At 66.4% G+C, this 18959-nt stretch carries 19 protein-coding genes and 1 pseudogene; 13 read left to right on the top strand and 7 right to left on the bottom strand.

Features of this window, described 5'->3' with window-relative positions; all coding sequences use genetic code 11:
- Position 1: 1 nt before the first annotated feature.
- The 10 genes from ASD94_RS21400 to ASD94_RS21355 all read left to right on the top strand — a co-directional run bounded on the left by ASD94_RS21400 (position 2) and on the right by ASD94_RS21355 (position 8679).
- Entirely contained in the window at positions 2-1114 is a 1113-nt protein-coding gene (locus ASD94_RS21400; protein WP_056647505.1) for a carbon-phosphorus lyase complex subunit PhnI, read from the top strand.
- Positions 1111-2031 (top strand): alpha-D-ribose 1-methylphosphonate 5-phosphate C-P-lyase PhnJ, encoded by a 921-nt coding sequence (locus ASD94_RS21395; protein ID WP_056647502.1) that lies wholly within the window; start codon positions 1111-1113, stop codon positions 2029-2031. Before ASD94_RS21400 ends, ASD94_RS21395 begins: the two co-directional genes overlap by 4 nt.
- Positions 2028-2489, top strand: a complete 462-nt coding sequence (locus ASD94_RS21390; protein ID WP_056647498.1) for a GNAT family N-acetyltransferase — start codon at positions 2028-2030, stop codon at positions 2487-2489. The genes ASD94_RS21395 and ASD94_RS21390 overlap by 4 nt, the downstream gene beginning before the upstream one ends.
- Complete coding sequence (phnK, locus tag ASD94_RS21385; protein ID WP_056647495.1) at positions 2486-3274, top strand: phosphonate C-P lyase system protein PhnK; 789 nt, start codon at positions 2486-2488, stop codon at positions 3272-3274. Before ASD94_RS21390 ends, phnK begins: the two co-directional genes overlap by 4 nt.
- Positions 3271-4002 carry a phosphonate C-P lyase system protein PhnL gene (gene phnL / locus ASD94_RS21380; protein ID WP_056647491.1) on the top strand — a complete coding sequence of 244 codons (732 nt, stop codon included), beginning with the start codon at positions 3271-3273 and terminating at the stop codon, positions 4000-4002. Before phnK ends, phnL begins: the two co-directional genes overlap by 4 nt.
- The gene (locus tag ASD94_RS21375) at positions 3999-5153 is read left to right on the top strand and encodes an alpha-D-ribose 1-methylphosphonate 5-triphosphate diphosphatase (protein ID WP_056647488.1); all 1155 of its coding nucleotides are present in this window, start codon (positions 3999-4001) and stop codon (positions 5151-5153) included. The genes phnL and ASD94_RS21375 overlap by 4 nt, the downstream gene beginning before the upstream one ends.
- Before the next feature lie 111 nt (positions 5154-5264).
- Positions 5265-6125, top strand: coding sequence for a phosphonate ABC transporter ATP-binding protein (gene phnC / locus ASD94_RS21370; protein WP_056647485.1), 861 nt, complete (start codon positions 5265-5267; stop codon positions 6123-6125).
- 45 nt (positions 6126-6170) lie between these two features.
- Entirely contained in the window at positions 6171-7118 is a 948-nt protein-coding gene (gene phnD / locus ASD94_RS21365; RefSeq protein WP_056647482.1) for a phosphonate ABC transporter substrate-binding protein, read from the top strand.
- Positions 7119-7155: 37 nt separating this feature from the next.
- Complete coding sequence (gene phnE / locus ASD94_RS21360; protein ID WP_056647480.1) at positions 7156-7962, top strand: phosphonate ABC transporter, permease protein PhnE; 807 nt, start codon at positions 7156-7158, stop codon at positions 7960-7962.
- Positions 7963-8094: 132 nt separating this feature from the next.
- A complete protein-coding gene (locus tag ASD94_RS21355; protein ID WP_056647477.1) occupies positions 8095-8679 on the top strand; it encodes a phosphonate degradation HD-domain oxygenase in 585 nt (194 codons plus the stop codon).
- A gap of 36 nt (positions 8680-8715) precedes the next feature.
- On the opposite strand, the gene ASD94_RS21350 is transcribed toward ASD94_RS21355, so the two are convergent.
- Positions 8716-9177 (bottom strand): Lrp/AsnC family transcriptional regulator, encoded by a 462-nt coding sequence (locus ASD94_RS21350; protein ID WP_056647474.1) that lies wholly within the window; start codon positions 9175-9177, stop codon positions 8716-8718.
- Positions 9178-9274: 97 nt separating this feature from the next.
- On the opposite strand from ASD94_RS21350, the gene ASD94_RS21345 reads away from it, so the two are divergent.
- The gene (locus ASD94_RS21345; RefSeq protein WP_056647472.1) at positions 9275-10243 is read left to right on the top strand and encodes an EamA family transporter; all 969 of its coding nucleotides are present in this window, start codon (positions 9275-9277) and stop codon (positions 10241-10243) included.
- Here ASD94_RS21345 and ASD94_RS21340 read toward each other — a convergent pair.
- From ASD94_RS21340 to ASD94_RS21315, 6 genes are read right to left on the bottom strand one after another with little or no spacing between them, the layout of a single operon-like run.
- The gene (locus tag ASD94_RS21340; RefSeq protein WP_015012337.1) at positions 10188-10586 is read right to left on the bottom strand and encodes a RidA family protein; all 399 of its coding nucleotides are present in this window, start codon (positions 10584-10586) and stop codon (positions 10188-10190) included. The genes ASD94_RS21345 and ASD94_RS21340 overlap by 56 nt on opposite strands.
- Before the next feature lie 2 nt (positions 10587-10588).
- Complete coding sequence (locus tag ASD94_RS21335) at positions 10589-12259, bottom strand: AMP-binding protein (RefSeq protein ID WP_056647468.1); 1671 nt, start codon at positions 12257-12259, stop codon at positions 10589-10591.
- Positions 12260-12263: 4 nt separating this feature from the next.
- Positions 12264-13460 (bottom strand): acyl-CoA dehydrogenase family protein, encoded by a 1197-nt coding sequence (locus ASD94_RS21330; protein ID WP_056647465.1) that lies wholly within the window; start codon positions 13458-13460, stop codon positions 12264-12266.
- A gap of 4 nt (positions 13461-13464) precedes the next feature.
- The gene (locus tag ASD94_RS21325) at positions 13465-14319 is read right to left on the bottom strand and encodes an enoyl-CoA hydratase family protein (protein WP_056647462.1); all 855 of its coding nucleotides are present in this window, start codon (positions 14317-14319) and stop codon (positions 13465-13467) included.
- Positions 14316-14807, bottom strand: a complete 492-nt coding sequence (locus ASD94_RS21320) for a MarR family winged helix-turn-helix transcriptional regulator (protein WP_056647459.1) — start codon at positions 14805-14807, stop codon at positions 14316-14318. Before ASD94_RS21320 ends, ASD94_RS21325 begins: the two co-directional genes overlap by 4 nt.
- A 6-nt stretch (positions 14808-14813) precedes the next feature.
- Positions 14814-17165 (bottom strand): bifunctional salicylyl-CoA 5-hydroxylase/oxidoreductase, encoded by a 2352-nt coding sequence (locus tag ASD94_RS21315; RefSeq protein ID WP_056647456.1) that lies wholly within the window; start codon positions 17163-17165, stop codon positions 14814-14816.
- Between the two features lie 139 nt (positions 17166-17304).
- Between ASD94_RS21315 and ASD94_RS21310 the strand changes: the two are divergent.
- Both ASD94_RS21310 and ASD94_RS24150 read left to right on the top strand, forming a co-directional pair.
- Positions 17305-18640 (top strand): annotated as a pseudogene (locus tag ASD94_RS21310) (class I SAM-dependent methyltransferase).
- Positions 18601-18915: a DUF1840 domain-containing protein gene (locus ASD94_RS24150; RefSeq protein WP_056647453.1), complete on the top strand. Its 315-nt coding sequence runs from the start codon at positions 18601-18603 to the stop codon at positions 18913-18915. The pseudogene ASD94_RS21310 and the gene ASD94_RS24150 overlap by 40 nt, the downstream one beginning before the upstream one ends.
- Positions 18916-18959 lie beyond the last annotated feature (44 nt).

Raw genomic sequence — 18959 nt, 5'->3', positions numbered from 1 at the left:
CATGTACGTAGCCGTCAAAGGCGGAGAAGCCGCCATTCTCAACAGCTACCAGCTGCTGGCCCGCCAGCGTCGGGGCGATGCCGCGCAGCCCGAACTCTCGGTGGCGCAGATCCGCCAGCAGCTCAAACTGGCCGTGGACCGGGTCATGACCGAGGGCTCGGTGTATGACCCCGAACTCGCCGCGCTCGCCATCAAGCAGGCAGCGGGCGACCTGGTGGAAGCGATCTTCTTGCTGCGCGCCTACCGCGCCACGCTGCCGCGCCTGGGCACCACCTGCCCGCTGGACACCAGCCGCATGGCGCTGGACCGGCGCATCTCCGCCACCTTCAAGGACCTGCCCGGTGGCCAGGTGCTGGGCCCTACCTACGACTACACGCAGCGCCTACTGGACTTCAAGCTGCTGGCCGAAGGCCCGCTGGCGCCGTCTGCGGTTGCGGCAGCTGCGGCCGCTGCGGTGCCACCCGGCCCCACGCCGCGTGTGGTGGACCTGCTCAACCAGGAAGGGCTGATCGAAACCCGCCCCGTGCCCCCGGGCGACCCGGTCCCCACGGACCTGACCCGCGAGCCGCTGCGCTTCCCCGCCAACCGGGCCACGCGCCTGCAAAACCTGGCGCGCGGCGACGAAGGGTTCCTGCTCGCCATGGCGTATTCCACGCAACGTGGCTACTCGCACTCGCACCCTTTTGTGGGCGAGGTGCGCCTGGGCTCGGTGGCGGTGGAGATCGTGCCAGAAGAGCTGGGCTTTGCCATCGACATCGGCGACATCGAGATCACCGAGTGCGAGATGGTGAACCAGTTTGCCGGCAGCAAGAGCCAGCCGCCGCAGTTCACGCGCGGCTACGGCCTGGCATTCGGCCACAGCGAGCGCAAGGCCATGGCCATGAGCCTGGTGGACCGCGCCCTGCGTGCCGATGAACTGGGCGAGCCGGTGGAATCGCCCGCGCAGATGCAGGAATTTGTGCTGGGCCACAGCGACAGCCTGGAGGCCTCGGGCTTCGTGCAGCACTTGAAGCTGCCGCACTACGTGGACTTTCAGTCCGAACTGGAGCTGGTGCGCAAGATGCGCGCCGCTGCCGCCCACCCCACCACCCCCGCCGAGGAGGACGCCGCATGAACGCGCCCATGGAACCCGCCGTGATGGGCCTGCCCGCCGACGCCGCACCGGTAGACGGCCACTTCAACTTTGCGTACCTGGACGAGCGCACCAAGCGCATGATCCGCCGCGCTATCCTCAAGGCGGTGGCGATCCCTGGCTACCAGGTACCCTTTGGCTCGCGCGAAATGCCACTGCCCTATGGCTGGGGCACGGGCGGCATCCAGGTCACCGCGTCCATCATCGGCCCAGAGGACTGCCTCAAGGTCATCGACCAGGGATCGGACGACACGGTCAACGCCGTCAACATCCGCCGCTTCTTCGAACGCACCACGGCTGTGGCCACCACTACCCGCACGCGCGAGGCCACGCTGATCCAGACGCGCCACCGCATCCCCGAAACGCCACTGGCCGAAGGCCAGGTCATCGTCTACCAGGTGCCGGTGCCCGAGCCCATGCAGCGCCTGGAGCCGCGCGAGACCGAAACGCGCACCCTGCATGGCCTGGCCGAGTACGGGCTCATGCACGTCAAGCTTTACGAAGACATCGCGCGCTACGGCCACATTGCCACCACCTACGACTATCCCGTGCTGGTCAACGGCCGCTATGTGATGGCACCGTCGCCCATCCCCAAGTTCGACAACCCCAAGATGCACATGAACCCCGCGCTGCAGCTGTTTGGCGCGGGCCGCGAAAAGCGCATCTACGCCGTGCCGCCCTACACGCCGGTGGAGAGCCTGGGCTTTGAGGACCACCCGTTCGAGGTGCAACGCTGGGACGCCGCCTGTGCTTTGTGCGGCGCCACCGACAGCTTTTTGGACGAGGTCATCACCGACGACCAGGGTGGGCGCATGCATGTGTGTTCTGACTCGGACTACTGCCAGGAACGTCAGGCACGGCAAGCCGAAACCGTGCAGGTGGAAGGCGGTTCTGCATGAGCACCGTGCACATCCGCGAAGCCCGGCAGGCAGACCTGGAGAGCGTGCTGGCGCTGTATGCCGCCATTGAAGACAGCCCTGCCGATGTGCTGACGCTGGAAGACGCCCAGACCGTGTGGGCCCAGTTTGCGCGCTACCCCAGCTACCGCCTGTGGGTGGCCTGCGACCCCGCGCAGCACGGCGCGGTGGTGGGCACCTATGCACTGCTCGTCATGCACAACCTGGCGCACCGGGGGACGCCCTCGGCCATCGTGGAAGACGTGGTGGTGGCGCAGGACCAGCAGGGCCGTGGCATTGGCCGCCAGATGATGGCCCACGCCATGCAGCAGGCGCGCGAGGCGGGCTGCTACAAGCTAGCGCTCTCGTCCAACGCCCGCCGCAAGGGCGCGCATGCGTTTTATGAATCCCTGGGCTTTGCACAGCATGGCCTGAGCTTTGTCGTCGAGAACCTCCCATGAACCACACCGAACCCGCTGCGCCGCTGCTGAGCGTGCGCAACGTCAGCAAGCGCTATGGCGACCGCGTGGCGCTGCAAGGCGCGTCCTTTGACCTGTGGCCCGGCGAGGTGCTGGCCGTGGTGGGCGAGTCGGGCTCCGGCAAATCCACGCTGCTCAACGCCATCGCGGCGCGCAGCGCCCCGGACGAAGGCACCGTGCAGTTCCGCCAGCGCAGCGGCGAGCTGCAGGACATCTACGCCATGACCGAAGCCCAGCAGCGCCTGCTGGCCCGCACCGACTGGGGCTTTGTGCACCAGAACGCGGCGGACGGCCTGCGCATAGATGTGTCCGCCGGTGCCAACGTGGGCGAGCGCCTGATGGGGCTGGGCGAGCGCCACTACGGCCGCCTGCGCGCCACGGCCATGGAATGGCTGCAGCGCGTGGAGATTGATGCCGCACGCATCGACGATGCACCGCGCACGTTTTCGGGCGGCATGCGCCAGCGCCTGCAAATCGCCCGCAACCTGGTCACCCAGCCTCGCCTGGTGTTCATGGACGAGCCCACCTCGGGCCTCGATGTATCGGTGCAGGCGCGCCTGTTGGACCTGCTGCGCCAGCTCACGCGGCAGATGCAGTTGGCCGCCATTGTGGTCACACACGACCTGGCCGTGGCACGCCTGCTGGCGCACCGCATGGTGGTCATGCAGCGCGGCCGTGTGGTCGAGGCGGGCCTGACCGATCAGGTGCTCGACGACCCACAACACCCTTACACCCAGCTCCTCGTTTCTTCGGTACTGCAGCCATGAATCCCTCTTCCATTGCGCCCATCCTCCAGATGCAAGGGGTGGCCAAGCGCTTCACCCTGCACCACCAGAACGGCATCGAACTGCCCGTGCTTGCCCACGTGGACCTGGTCGTGCAGCCGGGCGAGTGTGTGGTGCTTGACGGCCCTTCGGGCATGGGCAAGAGCACGCTGCTCAAGATGATCTATGCCAACTACCGCGCCAATGCGGGCCGCATCACCGTGCGCTCGGCCGATGGCACCATGGTGGACGTGACGCAGGCCGCGCCGCGTGCGCTGGTGCAGCTGCGGCGCGACACCGTGGGCTACGTGAGCCAATTCCTGCGGGTCATTCCACGCGTGTCGGCGCTGGATGTGGTGGCAGAGCCGCTGGCCGAAGACGCGGGCGACGACCCTGCGGGCATCGCGGCCGCACGCGAGGCCGCCCGCCAGTGGCTGACCCGCCTGCGCATCCCCGAACGGCTGTGGCACCTGCCGCCCGCCACGTTCTCGGGCGGGGAGCAGCAGCGCATCAACATCGCCCGCAACATGATCAAGCCCAAGCCGCTGTTGCTGCTGGACGAGCCCACCGCGTCGCTCGACGTGGCCAACACCGAGACCGTGATCACCCTGATCCGCGAAGCCGTGGCGCGCGGCGCGGCCCTGGTGGGCATTTTTCACGACGCGCAGGTGGGGACCGCCGTGGCCACGCGCCGCGTGAACGTCGGCGATTTTCGGGGAGCATCGGCATGACCGCAACCGTGTTCAAGAACGCCCGCATGGTGCTGCCGGGCGAAGTGGTGTTGGGCAGCCTGCAGGTGGAGGGCGGGCGCATTGCGTCGCTGGACAGCGGCGCCACCGCGGCCCTGCAGGGCATCGACCTGGGGGGCGACTACCTGCTGCCCGGGCTGGTCGAAATCCACACCGACAATTTCGAGCGCCACCTCATGCCACGCCCCAAGGTGCAATGGGCCGAGATGCCTGCCCTGCTGGCGCACGACGCCGAGATTGCCGCCGCAGGCATCACGACGGTGCTGGATGCGCTGGGTGTGGGCGAGGCCGATGTGGACAGCCTGCGCGGCAGCGCCTGGAACCGCGTGCTCGACACCATCGACACCTGTACGGAACGCAACCTGCTGCGCGCCGACCACCACCTGCATGTGCGCTGCGAGCTGCCGGCACCCAACACCATCGACTTGTTCGAGCCGTTTCACGGCCATCCACGCCTGTCGCTGATCTCGTTGATGGACCACACCCCGGGCCAGCGCCAGTGGGAGAACATCGAGCAGGCGCGTACCTACTACACCGGCAAGAAGGGCTGGAGCGCCGAGAAGTTCGAGCGCCAGGTGGCGCACGCCGCCACGCTGCAGGCGCAGTATGCCGAGCCGCACCGTGCGTACTTCGTGGACTACTGCCGCACGCACGGCATCTCGCTGGCCAGCCACGACGACACCACGGTGGCGCATGTGGAGCAGGCCCATGCCGAAGGGGCCGCGATGTCGGAGTTCCCGACCACGCTGGCTGCAGCGCAGGCTGCACATGAGCGTGGTTTGCTCACCGTGATGGGGGGGCCCAATGTGGTGCGTGGTGGCTCCCACTCGGGCAACGTGGCGGCGGCCGATCTGGCACGCCGGGGCTTGCTGGACATCCTTTCGTCGGACTACGTGCCCGGCAGCCTGCTGAGCGCGGTGATGCGGCTGGTGCAGGACGACATCCTGCCCCTGCCGCAGGCCGTGGCCACCGTCACCCGCAACCCGGCCCGGGCTGCGGGCATGGTGGACCGGGGTGCACTCGCGCCCGGCCTGCGCGCGGACCTGGTGCAGGTGCACATGGCCGAGCTGCCCGATGGCGGCCGCCAAGCCGTGGTGCGTGGGGTGTGGCGCGAAGGGCAGCGGGTGCTGTAGAGCGCGTGCAGGTCTTTCCTGACATCCAAACTTCTCCCAACTGTCAAAGCACTGTCACGCCCAGCAACCACACTCCGGTTGTCTAGACGACTTAACCCCCAGGAGGCTGCCATGACTGCCGCACTGCACATCCACCAACTGAACAAGCATTTCGCCAACGGAAAACACGCCCTGCGCGACATCAACCTCACCGTGCAGCGCGGCGAGATGGTGGCGCTGATTGGTGCCTCGGGCTCGGGCAAGTCCACCCTGCTGCGCCATGTGGCGGGCCTGGTGGTGGCCGATGCGGCCAGCGATTCGCTGATCGAGGTGGATGGCCGCTGCGTGCAGCAGGCGGGGCGCATCCACAGCGACATCCGCAAGGTGCGTTCGCAGGTGGGCTTTGTGTTTCAGCAGTTCAACCTGGTGGACCGTTTGCCCGTGCTGTTGAACGTGCTGGTAGGTCTGCTGCACCGCACGCCCTGGTGGCGCGGCTGGCTGCGCATGTTCAAACCGCACGAGCGTGCGCTGGCGCTCGAAGCGCTGCACCGCGTGGGCATTGCCGAGTGCCATGCGCAGCGCGCGTCCACCCTGTCGGGCGGGCAGCAGCAGCGCGCGGCCATTGCCCGCACGCTGGTGCAGGGCGCCAAGGTGGTGCTGGCCGATGAGCCCATTGCCTCGCTCGACCCCGAATCCTCCCGCAAGGTCATGGACATCCTGGCCCGCATCAACCGCGAAGACCGTTGCACCGTCATCGTGTCGCTGCACCAGGTGGATGTGGCCATCAAATATTGCCCGCGCGTGGTGGCATTGCACCATGGGCAGGTGGTATACGACGGCCCTTCGGCCGCCCTCACGCCTGCATTGCTGCGGGGCCTGTATGGCGTGCAGGCCGACGAAATCCTCTCGGATGCATCCAGCGCCCACCCTGCAACGGCGCATGCACCCATGCCTGCGCCGCAGTGGTCGCCCGCCATGGTGCAGGCCGCCTGAACGGTCATTCGGTTCTCTTCATTTCCTTTCTCTGGAGCTTTCAACATGTTCAAGAAACTGTGTGCTGCCCTGACACTCGGGCTGGGATTGACCACGGGCGCGTTGGCCCAGGACATCAACTTCGGCATGATCTCGACCGAGGCCTCTCAAAACCTCAAGGCCGACTGGCAGCCGCTGTTGGACGACATGGCCAAGCAGACGGGCCTGAAGATCAACGCCTTTTTTGCGTCCGACTACGCGGGCCTGATCGAGGCCATGCGCTTCAACAAGATGCAGGTGGCCTGGCTGGGCAACAAGTCGGCCATGGAAGCCGTGGACCGCGCCAACGGCGAAGTCTTCGCGCAGATGGTCAATGCCGACGGCACCCAGGGTTACTACTCGCACCTCATCGTGCACAAGGACAGCCCCCTGGCCAGCCTGGACGACGTGCTCAAGAACGGCAAGTCGCTGAGCTTTGGCAATGGTGACCCCAACTCCACCTCGGGCTTCCTGGTGCCGGGCTACTACGCTTTTGCACAGAACAAGATCGACGCGAAGACGCACTTCAAGATCACGCGCAGTGCCAACCACGAGACCAATGCGCTGGCCGTGGCCAACAAGCAGGTGGATGTGGCCACCAACAACAGCGAGAACCTGGAGAAGATCAAGGAACGCCAGCCCGAGAAGTTCAAGGACATCAAGATCGTCTGGACCTCGCCGCTGATCGCCCTGGACCCCCTGGTCATGCGCAAGGACCTGCCCGAGGCCACCAAGACCAAGATCCGCGACTTCTTCTACAACTACGCCAAGACCGATGCGCGTGAGAAGGAGATCGTGATGAAGATCTCCAAGCTGTCGGGCTTCAAGCCCTCGACCAACGCCCAGCTCACGCCCATCCGCCAGCTGGACCTGTTCGGCAAGCGCAACAAGATCGAGGCTGACGCCAACTTGGCCGATGCCGACAAGAAGACCCGCCTGGCCGAGATCGACCAGCAGCTGGCGTCCCTGAAGTAAGCCGGCAGCCAAGCAGCGCGTCCAGCCAGCCACCACCATGTCTTCTGCACTGACCCCATCGCTCGCAAACCTGGCGAGCACTGCCGCGCCCAAGCGCAGTCTCGCCTGGTACCTCTCCTGGGGCATCCTGCTCGTGGTGCTGGCCGCTTCGTGGAAGGGCGCCGACATGCGCCCGCTCGATCTCGTCCGCGACTCGGGCAACATGGCCCAGTACGCGGCCGAGTTCTTTCCGCCCAATTTCTCGCAGTGGCCGATCTACGTGCAGGAGATGCTGGTGACGCTGCAGATCGCCCTGTGGGGCACGGCGCTTGCGGTGGTCACGGCCGTGCCGTTGGCGCTGCTGGCCTCGTCCAACATTGCGCCTTGGTGGGTGAACCAGCCGGTGCGCCGCGTGCTCGATGCATGTCGCGCCATCAACGAGATGGTGTTCGCCATGCTCTTCGTGGTGGCCGTAGGTCTGGGCCCTTTTGCCGGCGTGCTGGCACTGTGGATCCACACCACCGGCACGCTGGCCAAGCTGTTCTCTGAAGCCGTGGAGGCCATCGACCCGCAGCCCGTGGAGGGCATCCGCTCCACCGGCGCGAGCGCGCTGCACGAGATCATCTATGGCGTGATCCCACAGGTGATGCCGCTGTGGATCTCGTACACGCTGTACCGCTTTGAAGCCAACGTGCGTTCGGCCTCGGTCGTGGGCATGGTGGGCGCTGGTGGCATTGGCGTGGTGCTGTGGGAAATCATTCGCGGCTTTCAATACGCCGAAACCTGTGCGGTGATGCTCATCATCGTGGTCACGGTGAGCGTGATCGACCTGGTGTCCGCCCGCATCCGCAAGGCCTTGGTCTGAGAGCGGCGAACAAAACTCTTCTGGCGTTGTTGTCGCGTCTTGTCGTACTACTCGTACTGCCCGCGACGCAGCACCTAGCCAGAACCTCTTCGCTGAGTGTTGTGAGCCGCTCTAAGTTTTTAGGAAAATTCCATGGCATTGAGCCTTGAAGACATCACCCACCTGCTCGCCACCCGGGGCGTGAACCAGTACGGCCGCGAGGCGGTCAGCCAGCTGGAGCACGCGCTCCAGTGCGCGCAGTGGGCCGAAAAGTCGGGCGAAACTCCCGCGACGGTTGCAGCGGCTTTGCTGCACGACTTGGGCCATCTGCTGGCGCCCGGTGGGGATACGGCCGAGCAGGACGACCTGCACCAGTACATGGCCATCCCGTTCCTGCGCGGCCTGCTGCCCGACGCGGTGCTGGAGCCCATCCGCCTGCATGTGGATGCCAAACGCTACCTGTGCACCATGGAGCCGGGGTATTGGGACACGCTGTCGCCCGCATCGCAGCACAGCCTGGTGCTGCAGGGCGGGCCCTTTACGCCCAAAGAGGCGATGCAGTTTGCCGCCCAGCCGTTTGCGCAAGAGGCCATCCGCCTGCGCCGCTATGACGACCATGCCAAGGTGCCAGGGCTGGTCACGCCTCCGCTGGGCTACTACATGGCGCTGGTGCAGCGCTTGGTGCAGGCCCCGGCGGTCGTTGCCGTGACGCCGGACCGCGCCCCGGTAGCCGCGTAAACAGCGGCGCGGTGGGGCCGGGACTTCCGGCCCACGTCAACCGCCCTTGTCGCCATTCACCCAGCCCAGGTCCAGCGGGCGGTCCTCGAACTCGGTGTTCAGCACCACCGTGCTGGTGGTGCGGGCCACGCCCGCGATGGCCTTGATCTCGTAGATCACATCCTCCAGCGCGCGGGCGTGCGTGGTGCGAATCTTGGCCAGAAAGTCGTATTCGCCTGCCACGCTGTGCAGTTCTTCGACCTGGGGCATGGCGCGCAGGCGGGGCGCCACGTCGCGGCAGTGGATGCCGCCATCGTTGCGGATGGCCACGAACGCGGTGAAGTTCAGTCCCACACGCTCTGGGTCCACGCTGATCGAAAACCGGCGGATCACGCCCTTGTCCAGCAGCTTCTTCACGCGCTCGTGTACAGCGGCGGTGGACAGCCCCACTTCAGCCCCCACGTCGGCGTACGAACGTCGGCCATCAGCGCCCAGTGCCGAAATAATTCTGGCGTCCATGTCATCTGTCTGAATATTTGCTTGCATAACCGCTCGTTTTTGGTAAAAATTCCGAAAACCTCGCGGTTTCCATAAATTATTCGGTCAGGTGAAGAATATGCCGGCAATTTTCAATGCGCAAGTGCGCGCACAGCGCAAAGGGGCGGTGGCCATGGCACTGCTGTTGGTCTACATCGTCTGGGGTACTACCTATTTCGCCATTGGTATTGCGCTGCAGAGCATGCCGCCACTGCTGATGAATGCGATCCGTTTTCTGTGTGCCGGGGGGGTGATGCTGCTGATTGCGCTGTGGCAAGGCCATGCATTGCCTACGTGGGTGCAATGGCGCAACTCGGCGGTGGTGGGCGGCTGCATGGTGTTTCTGGCCATGAATCTGATGGGTTTTGCGCAAAAGCTCGGCATTGGCTCGGGCCTGATGGCTACGGTGGTCACCACCATGCCCATGTGGCTGGCGTTGTGGTCGCGCTGGGGCGGCGAGCGTGTGCCGTTCACCAGCTGGATCGGCCTGGCTCTGGGCGTGGTGGGCGCACTGCTGCTGGCGCTGGAAGGTGACTTCTCCGCCACCTGGCTGGGCGCGCTGCTGGCCTTTGGTGCGCCGCTGGCCTGGAGCGTCGGTTCGTATGCCTCGCGCAAGCTTTCGCTGCCCGCGCCCGCCATGGCATCGGCCGCGCAGTGGTTTGCGGGGGGCGCCATGGGGCTGGTGGTGGCGTTGTGGTTCGAGCCTTTGAGCGCCCTGGGCCAGGTCACCGCCAAGTCGTGGGCGGCGTGGGTCTACCTGCTGGTGTTTGGCACGCTGGTAGCGCTCAATGCGTACCTGTGGCTGCTGCAGAACACCTCCGCAGCGCTGGCAGGCAGCTATTCGTTTGTGAACCCTGCGGTTGCTTTGCTAGTGGGCGTGGCGCTGGGGGGCGAATTGTTGACGGGCTGGGTGTTTGCCGCGCTGCCGTTGATTGGAGCGGCGCTGGCGTTCATTTTGTACGGGCAAGCGCTGCAGCGGTGGCTGGAAAGGCTCAGTCCGGGATTACAGCGGTTGCTTCAATCTCGATCTTCGCGCGCTCTTCCATGAGCCCCGCCACTTGCACACAGGCCATGGCCGGAAAGTTCTTGCCCAGCACCTCGCGGTAGACCGCGCCCAGCTCCTTCAAGCGGCTGTTGTATTCGTTGCGGTCGGTCACGTACCAGGTCAGCCGCACCAGATGCTCGGGGCCTGCGCCACCGGCTTCCAGAACCGCGCGCACGTTCAGCAGCGTTTGCTTGGTCTGGGCGATGAAGTCGTCACTCTCGAACTGCTGCTGCGCGTTCCAGCCGATCTGGCCGCCAGTAAAGACCATCGTGCCGCGTGCGGCCACGCCGTTGGCGTAGCCCTTGGGGGTGACCCAGCCTTCGGGCTGCAAAAGGGTGTTTTTCATCGTCATGTCGTTGTTTTTGTGGAGGAGGGCGATGGCGAGGTGCCCGCACCCTGGCGCAGCTTGAAGCGCTGCAGCTTGCCGGTTTCGGTGCGGGGCAGTGCGGTCACAAACTCCACCACGCGTGGGTATTTGAACGGGGCGATGGTGGCCTTCACGTGGTCCTGCAGGGTCTTGACCATGGCGGCGTCGCCAGTGTGCCCGGGCTTCAAGACGCAGATGGCCTTGACCACCATGCCGCGCTCCTCGTCGGGTACGCCGATCACGCCGCACTCGGCCACGGCCGGATGGCGCAGCAGGGCGTCTTCCACCTCGGGGCCGCCCACGTTGTACCCGGCGGTGATGATCATGTCGTCGTCGCGCGCTTGGTAGAAGAAGTAGCCGTCGGCGTCTTGCGTGAACGCATCGCCGGGGTAGTTCCAGCCGTCCTTCACGTACTTGGCTTGGCGGGGGTCGTCGAGGTACTTGCAGCCCGTGGGGCCGATCACCGCGAGCTTGCCCACGGTGCCGCGCGGCAGCTCGTTGCCGTTGTCGTCCACCACCTTCGCGGTGTAGCCGGGCACCACCTTGCCGATGGCGCCGCGCCGGCTCTCACCGCCGGGCGAGGAGATGAAGATGTGGAACATCTCGGTGGCGCCAATGCCGTCCGTCATGTCCAGGCCGGTCGCCTCCTTCCACAGCTGGCGTGTGGCGTCCGGCAGGCCTTCGCCCGCGCTCACGCTGGTGCGCAGCTGGGGCAGACCGATCTGCTTGGCAAAAGGCGCCATCTGCCGGTAGAACGTGGGCGCGGTGTAGCAGATGGTCACGCCCGCTTCGCGCATCAGCCGCACCATGGTTTCCGGGGTGTAGGGCTGGTCCGGAAAGTACACGCTGGCCCCGGCCCACATCGGAAACACGAGCAACCCCCCCAGGCCAAACGTGAACGCCAGCGGCGGCGAGCCCGCCACGATGTCGTCGGGCGTGGCGCGCAGCACATGGCGCGGCCAGGCCTCGCAGCCCGCCAGCACATCGCGGTGCGTGTGCACGGCCGCCTTGGGGGCGCCTGTGGTGCCCGAAGTGAACGCCATCAGCGCGATGTCGTCCGCCGCCGTCGGGCAGGGTCGCGCGGTGCCGGGCTTGGCCTGTGCGCGCTGGAGCAGGTCGGCCGCATCGGGCGCGGTGTGAAAGGGCACGATGGTGGTCAGCACCGGGTGCTGGGTTTGTGCCGTTTGCAGCTCCGCCAGCAGGCGGCCATCGCACAGCGCCAGCGTGGGCTGTGCGCGCTCGATGATGCTGCCCAGCTCCACTGCGCGCAGCAGGGGCATGGTGGCCACCGCAATCAGACCGGCGTAGACCGTGCCCAGCCAGGCCAGCGCCATCTCCACCGTGTTGCCACCGCGCAGCAGCACGCGGTTGCCGGGCACCAGGCCATGGTCTTGCGTCAGCACCTCGGCAATGCGCGCGGCCTCGGTGCGCGCGTCGCGGTAGGTGTACGTGCGATGCGGGCCGCGCAGCAAGGGGCGGTCGATGTGGCCAGCGCGCTCCGCCTGGTCGAACAGCGCCTGCACCAGGTTGGCCTGGTTGGCGATCTGTAGCTCCGGCAGGTCGTAGCGCAGCGTGGGCCAGGCCTCGGGTGTCGGCAGGCGGTCGTGCACAAAGTGGTCGGGCTGGGCGGAAGGTTTGAAAGAGGCTTTCATGGCATCACTCCTGCAGAACGGCCTTGCCGATGATGAGTTGTTGCACCTCGGTAGCGCCTTCGTAGATGCGCAGCGAGCGGATGTCGCGGTACAGTGACTCGACCTTGCTGCCTACCTCCACGCCGCGCCCGCCGTGCAGTTGCAGCGCCATGTCGATCACGCGTTGGGCATTTTCGGTGGCGGTCATCTTGGCCATGGCTGCTTCTGCGGTGACGCGGGCCTGGCCGGTGTCGCGCAGCCAGGCCGCGCGGTAGGTGAGCAGCGCGGCGCTGTCTACCAGCGCGGCCATCTCGCCGATCTTGGCCTGCGTGAGCTGGAAGTCCGCCAGCGTCTGACCGAACATGCGGCGCTGGCGCGCGTGGTGCACCGCCTCGGCCAGCGCGCGGCGCGCCATGCCCAGCGCGGCGGCGGCGACCGATGCGCGGAAGATGTCGAGCGTGCGCATGGCCAGCTTGAAGCCGCCGTTTTCTTCACCCAGCAGCGTCGCGGCAGGCACGTTGCAGTTGGTGAACTGCAGCGTCGCCAGCGGGTGCGGCGCCATCACATGGATGTGGCGCGAGGTGTCCAGGCCCGGCGCGTTCGCATCGACGATGAAGGCGCTGATGCCGCGCGTGCCACCGCTGGGGTTGGTCTTGGCGAACACGCAGTAAAAGTCGGCAATGCCGCCGTTGCTGATCCAGGTTTTGGTGCCGTTCAAGCAATAAGTGCCTGTGGTGCTAGTCGAATCTGTGCCGACAGCTATGGTTTGCATAGCGCCCACATCCGAGCCCGCCTCGGGCTCGCTCAGCGCAAACGCCGCAATCAGCTCGCCGCGCGCCACACCTTGCAGGTAGTGCGCCTGCTGCGCGGGGCTGCCCGCCAGCGTGATCGCGCCGCTGCCCAGGCCCTGCATCGCAAACGCAAAGTCGGCCAGCGGCGAGTGGTAGGCCAGCGTTTCGCGCAGCAGCACCAGCGCGCGCGAGTCGAGCGCGGGCAGCGCGCCGCCGTGCGCTGCCGGCACGCAGTAGCGCAGCCAGCCGCCCGCGCCCAGGCGCTTCACCCAGTCGCGGCAGGCGGCGCGGTCGTCGGTTTCATCGACCTCCTGCGCGGCCGCCCAGGGCACCAGGCCCTCGGCCAGTGCGCGGTGGGCGTTGTCAAAAAAGGGCAGGGCCAGGTGCGCCGTGGAGGGTGGGCAAGGGGCGGGGGGCGTGGCGACGTGCATGGGTTCAATCTCCTTGGAACACGGGCTTTTGCTTGGCGGCGAAGGCTTCGTAGGCGCGGCGGAAGTCTTCGGTCTGCATGCAGATGGCCTGGGCCTGGGCCTCGGCCTCGATGGCCTGTTCGATGGTCATGCTCCACTCCTGACTGAGCATGGTCTTGGTCATGCCGTGGGCAAAGGTGGGGCCGTCGGCCAGCGCGCGCGCCGTGGCCTGCACGTTGGCCAGCAGGTCGGCGCTTTCGTACAGGTCGTTGAAGAAGCCCCAGGCCAGGCCTTCGTGTGCGGTCATCGCGCGGCCGGTGAACAGCAGTTCGCTGGCGCGGCCCTGGCCGATCATGCGGGGCAGCAGCGCGCAAGCGCCCATGTCGGCGCCTGCCAAGCCCACGCGGGTGAACAGAAACGCAGTCTTGGTGGCCTCGGTGCCGTAGCGCATGTCGCAGGCCAGCGCCATCATCGCGCCCGCACCGGCGCAGATGCCGTCGATGGCGCCCAGCACCGGCTGCGGGCAGGCGCGCATGGCCTTCACCAGATCACCGGTCATGCGCGTGAACTCCAGCAGCTCGGGCATGGTCATGGTGGTCAGCGGGCCGATGATCTCGTGCACGTCGCCGCCCGAGCAGAAGTTGCCACCCGCGCCTGTGACCACGATGGCCTTCACGTCGGTGGCGAACCGCAGCGCGTAGAAGAAGTCGCGCAGCTCCGAATAGCTCTGGAAGGTGAGCGGGTTCTTGCGGTCCGGCCGGTTCAGCGTGACGGTGCCCACGCCCTCGGCAAAGCTCCATGCGAAGTGCTCGGCCACGTAGCTGGCCTGCGGGTTGAACTGCTCGCGCATGGGGTTGCTCGCCCCGATGTAGTGCTTCATTCGGCTGTCTCCAAAGAGTTGTTTTGTGTGTGTTCTTTGACCTTGCCCAGCAGGCGGTACAAGGTGGCGATGTCGCGCTCGCCCAGCGTGGCGAAGGCCTCGACGATCCATTGCTCGTGCTGGCGGGCCATGGTGTTGAACTGCTCGCGGCCTTGGGGCGTGAGTCGCACCAGGTACGCACGGCGGTCGCCCTCCACGTCCATGCGCTCGACCAGGCCTTCGGCGACGAGCTGGTCGGTGATGCCGGTGATGTTGCCGCTCGTCACCATCATGCGGCGCGAGAGTTCTTTCATCTTCATGCCATCGGGCGCGCGCTCCAGCTGCGCCATCAGGTCAAAGCGTGGCAAGGTGGTGTCGAATTGCGCGCGCAAGTGGCTGCGCACCTGCTTTTCGATGAGCTGGGTGCAGGTGAGCAGGCGCAGCCACAGGCGCAGGGCCTCGGGGTGTTCGCTGGGGGCGGTGCCGTGCAGGCGGGCTTCGAGGTCCATGGTGGTTTACTCGATGGCTGCGGGTTTGCTGGATTCTTGCGCCGGTGCGGCCAGCGCGGCCATCTGCTTTTGCTTGGCAATCTCGCGCAGCATCTGGTCGCGGCCGCTGTGATATTGCACCGGCCAGTCGGTGTGCGCTGCGGCCACGGGGCTCAGTTGCGCGGCGGCATGTAGCGTCCAGGCTGGGTCGGCCAGGTGGGGGCGGGCGATGGCGCACAGGTCCGCGCGCCCGGCCGCGACGATGCTGTTGGCGTGGTCGGCCTCGGTGATCGCGCCCACGGCCATGGTGGCAATGCCCACTTCGTTGCGGATGCGGTCGGCAAACGGCGTCTGGTACATGCGGCCATAGATCGGGCGCGATTCGCGCGTGGTCTGGCCGGAGGAGACGTCGATCAGGTCCACGCCTGCGGCCTTGAACAAGCGCGCGATGGCGATCGCGTCGTCGGCGGTGTTGCCATCTGGGAGCCAGTCGTGTGCCGAGATGCGCACACTCAGCGGCTTGTCGGCCGGCCATACGGCGCGCAGCGCGGTCAACACTTCGAGCGGGTAGCGGCAGCGGTTGTCCAGGCTGCCGCCGTATTCGTCCGTGCGCTGGTTGGTGGCGGGACTCAAAAAGCTGGCCAGCAGGTAGCCGTGCGCGCAGTGCAACTCCAGCCAGTCAAAGCCGCAGGCCACGGCCCGGCGAGCGCTGTCCACAAACGCGGCGGTCACGCGGTCCATGTCGGCGCGGGTCATGGCGGCAGGCGTCTGGTTCTGTGGGCCGTACGCGATGGGGCTGGCGGCCAGCAGGGGCCAGTTGCCGGTCTCCAGCGGCTCGTCCGTGCCTTCCCAGCCCACGCGCGTGGAGCCCTTGGGGCCGCTATGGCCTAGCTGCAGGCCGATCTTGGCCGTGCTGCTGCCGTGCACAAAGTTGACGATGCGCGCGAAGGCGGCTTGCTGCGCATCGTTCCACAGGCCGGGGCAGGCGGGCGTGATGCGGCCCTCGGGCGTGGGGCTGGTCATCTCCACCATCACCAGCGCGGCGCCGCCCAGGGCGCGGGCGCCGAGGTGCACGAGGTGGAAGTCCTGCGGCACGCCCTCGACCGCGCTGTAAGTCGCCATGGGGGAGACAACGATGCGGTTCTTGAGCGAGAGGTCTTTCAGGGTGAAAGGCGTGAGCATGGGCGGAATCGCCGCCTTGCCGCCTGCGAGCCAGGCCTCATAGCCCTCGAGCCAAGCCGCATCGCGCAGCCGCAGGTTTTCGTGGCTGATGCGCTGGCTGCGCGTGAGCAGTGAATACGTGAACTGCTCGATGGGCATGCCGGTGTAGCGCGCCACGTTTTCAAACCACTCGGTGCTGTTGCGCGCAGCGTTCTGGATCTTGAGCACCTCCACACTGCGGCGTGCCTCGTAGTGCTGCAGCACCTCATCGATGGGCAGGCCGGTGGCGAACTCGTTGGCGAGGTCGATGGCGTCTTCGAGCGCCAGTTTGGTGCCGCTGCCGATGGAGAAGTGCGCCGTGTGCGCCGCATCACCCATCAGCACGATGGGCACCTGCTTGCCGCCGATGGCTTCGCGGTGCACCCAGGTGTTGCAGATCACGCGCGGAAAACGGATCCAGTTGGCCGAGCCGCGCAGGTGGGTGGCATTGCTGATGAGCGCGTTACCGTCCAGGTACTTCGCGAAGAGCTTTTCGCAAAATGCAATCGCCTCAGGCTGCTCCATGGCGTCCAGGCCATGGGCCTTCCACACGGCCTCGGGCGTCTCGATGATGAAGGTGGATGTGTCGGCGTCGAACTGGTAGGCGTGCGCCTGGAACCAGCCATGCTCCGTTTGCTCGAAGGCAAACGTAAATGCGTCGAGCTTTTTGTGCGTGCCCAGCCAGACAAAACGGCATTCGCGCAGGTCGATGTCCGGCTGGTAAACGCGGGCGTATCGGGTGCGGATGCGGCTGTTGAGGCCATCGCTGGCTATCACCAGGTCGGCGTTGTACTGGGCGGCGAGCGCCTGGTCGTCGGCCACGTCGATCTCGAACACCAGCTCCACGCCCAGCTCCAGACAACGGTCCTGCAGGATGTTGAGCAACCGCTTGCGCCCGATGCCGCAAAAGCCGTGGCCCGTGGAGCGCACGCTGCGGCCCTTGAAGAACACCTCGATGTCGTCCCAGTGGTTGAACGCATCGCCGATGAGCGCCGCCGTGGGGGCGTCGGCTGCCTGCAGGTTGGCCAGCGTCTGGTCCGACAGCACCACGCCCCAGCCGAAGGTGTCGAACGGCCGGTTGCGCTCGACCACGGTCACGCGGTGCGCGGGGTTCTGCTGCTTCATGAGCAGAGCGAAATAGAGACCGGCGGGCCCGCCGCCAATGCAGAGGATGTTCATGCCAAAATAGTTTAGGCCTAAACAAATTGCTGTCAATGGGGTTCCCCCCTGCTGCTAAAGCGTGCTGCCTCTGTAGGACAGCTTCTAAAAAGCCGGGCGGCGTATTGACGCGTTGCAGCATCACTTCAAGAATCCTGGCATGAAGCACTTGCTGCACACCCTGGAGGGGCGGCTGGCAACCTTGCCAGTGCCCATGGCGGTCCAGCTACCGGCGGGCCAGCAACTGGGCGCGTCCGACCCGGCGGTGACCCTGCGCTTTCGTGACCGCATGGCCCTGGTGGCGCTGGCTACGGGCGAGATCGGCAACGTGGGCGCAGCCATCGTTGAGGGGCGAATAGCGCTCGAAGGCGGCATGCGCGACCTGATGGCCGCCGCCGCGGGCCTGCTCACGCGCGACCCGGCCCGGGACGAGCACCATGGCTGGTGGCCGCGGGTGCTCGCGAGAGCGCGGTCTATGGCAGCGCACACGTTGGTGCATGACGCCCGGCAGGTGCAGTTCCATTACGACCTGTCGGACGACTTCTACGCGCTGTGGCTGGACCCTCGCCGCGTTTATTCGTGTGCCTACTACCGGTCACCCGGCCTGACGCTGGCCCAGGCGCAGGAGGCCAAACTCGACCTCATCTGCCGCAAGCTGCTGCTGGCGCCCGGCGAGCGATTTCTGGACATCGGCGCGGGCTGGGGCGGTCTGCTGTTGTGGGCTGCCGAGCACTATGGCGTGGATGCCACGGGCATCACGCTGTCGCGCAACCAGCACGCGCATGTGCAGCGGCTGATTGACGAGCGCGGCCTTCAAGGCCGCGTGCGCGTACAGCTGGTGGACTACCGCGAGCTGCGGGTGGATCAACCTTTCGACAAGATCGCCTCGGTGGGCATGTTCGAGCACGTGGGCCGTGCGCAGATGGGTCGTTATTTCGACACCGTGGCGCGCTTGCTGCGGCCGGGGGGGCTGGTACTGAACCACGGCATCACGGCCGGGGGGGTGGACAACGCGCAGCTGGGTGCAGGCATGGGCGACTTCATCGAGCAGTACATCTTCCCGGGCGGAGAGCTGCTGCATGTGAGCGCCGTGCAGCACGACATGGCGCTTGCAGGCCTGGAGATGGTGGACACCGAGAATCTGCGCCCCCACTACGCGCGCACGCTGTGGGCGTGGTCCGACGGCCTGGAAGCCCAATTGCCTGCAGCCCGTGAGGTGCTGGCCGCACAAGGCGGTGCCGAGCGGGGTGATAAGGTCCTGCGTGCGTACCGCCTGTACCTGGCGGGCAGCGCCCTGGGGTTTGAACGTGGCTGGATGGCGCTGCACCAGATGCTGGCGATCAAGCCGGACGGCAACACGGCCCGGGGGCCCTTGCCCGGCGCACAATCGAGCTATCCGTTCGCCCGCGACTACATGTATGCGGACCCCGAAACACCTTCCGTGAAGCCTTTCACCATGCTCTACAAGTTCAAATCCCGCGCCACTGCCGACCTGATCATGCTCGAGCCCCAGGGGCGCCAGATCGTGACCATCATCGGCAAGACACCCGGTACCAGCGGCATCGTGACCGCAGCGCAGATCCCGGCCGCCATTGCCGCACTGGAGGCAGCCGTGCTTGCGGACGACACCCAGCCCGAAGCCCAGGAAAACGATGAGGCTGCGACCGAGGAGCGCAATGATGTCGTACGCCTGCACCAGCGCGCAGCGCCGTTCATCGAGATGCTCCGGCGCAGTGCTGCGGCCGATGTGGATGTGGTGTGGGGTGTGTGAGCGGATGACCTGAGCGCATGCACTCGGGGCACGAGGAGGTTCTT

It is taken from the genome of Acidovorax sp. Root70, assembly GCF_001428225.1.
GTDB lineage: Bacteria > Pseudomonadota > Gammaproteobacteria > Burkholderiales > Burkholderiaceae_C > Acidovorax.
The sequence above is the reverse complement of the archived record's forward strand: the minus strand, read 5'-3'. Positions and strand labels throughout refer to the sequence as shown.

Bases quoted from the DNA above. Each gene is read 5' to 3' on its own strand.
- ASD94_RS21315 (WP_056647456.1), bottom strand. From the start codon at position 17,165: ATGAACATCCTCTGCATTGGCGGCGGGCCCGCCGGTCTCTATTTCGCT.
- ASD94_RS21400 (WP_056647505.1), top strand. From the start codon at position 2: ATGTACGTAGCCGTCAAAGGCGGAGAAGCCGCCATTCTCAACAGCTAC.
- ASD94_RS24150 (WP_056647453.1), top strand. From the start codon at position 18,601: ATGCTCTACAAGTTCAAATCCCGCGCCACTGCCGACCTGATCATGCTC.
- phnC (WP_056647485.1), top strand. From the start codon at position 5,265: ATGACTGCCGCACTGCACATCCACCAACTGAACAAGCATTTCGCCAAC.
- ASD94_RS21340 (WP_015012337.1), bottom strand. From the start codon at position 10,586: ATGAAAAACACCCTTTTGCAGCCCGAAGGCTGGGTCACCCCCAAGGGC.
- phnE (WP_056647480.1), top strand. From the start codon at position 7,156: ATGTCTTCTGCACTGACCCCATCGCTCGCAAACCTGGCGAGCACTGCC.
- ASD94_RS21345 (WP_056647472.1), top strand. From the start codon at position 9,275: ATGCCGGCAATTTTCAATGCGCAAGTGCGCGCACAGCGCAAAGGGGCG.
- ASD94_RS21355 (WP_056647477.1), top strand. From the start codon at position 8,095: ATGGCATTGAGCCTTGAAGACATCACCCACCTGCTCGCCACCCGGGGC.
- phnL (WP_056647491.1), top strand. From the start codon at position 3,271: ATGAATCCCTCTTCCATTGCGCCCATCCTCCAGATGCAAGGGGTGGCC.
- phnK (WP_056647495.1), top strand. From the start codon at position 2,486: ATGAACCACACCGAACCCGCTGCGCCGCTGCTGAGCGTGCGCAACGTC.
- ASD94_RS21325 (WP_056647462.1), bottom strand. From the start codon at position 14,319: ATGAAGCACTACATCGGGGCGAGCAACCCCATGCGCGAGCAGTTCAAC.
- ASD94_RS21330 (WP_056647465.1), bottom strand. From the start codon at position 13,460: ATGCACGTCGCCACGCCCCCCGCCCCTTGCCCACCCTCCACGGCGCAC.
- ASD94_RS21395 (WP_056647502.1), top strand. From the start codon at position 1,111: ATGAACGCGCCCATGGAACCCGCCGTGATGGGCCTGCCCGCCGACGCC.
- ASD94_RS21390 (WP_056647498.1), top strand. From the start codon at position 2,028: ATGAGCACCGTGCACATCCGCGAAGCCCGGCAGGCAGACCTGGAGAGC.
- ASD94_RS21350 (WP_056647474.1), bottom strand. From the start codon at position 9,177: ATGGACGCCAGAATTATTTCGGCACTGGGCGCTGATGGCCGACGTTCG.
- ASD94_RS21375 (WP_056647488.1), top strand. From the start codon at position 3,999: ATGACCGCAACCGTGTTCAAGAACGCCCGCATGGTGCTGCCGGGCGAA.
- ASD94_RS21335 (WP_056647468.1), bottom strand. From the start codon at position 12,259: ATGAAAGCCTCTTTCAAACCTTCCGCCCAGCCCGACCACTTTGTGCAC.
- ASD94_RS21320 (WP_056647459.1), bottom strand. From the start codon at position 14,807: ATGGACCTCGAAGCCCGCCTGCACGGCACCGCCCCCAGCGAACACCCC.
- phnD (WP_056647482.1), top strand. From the start codon at position 6,171: ATGTTCAAGAAACTGTGTGCTGCCCTGACACTCGGGCTGGGATTGACC.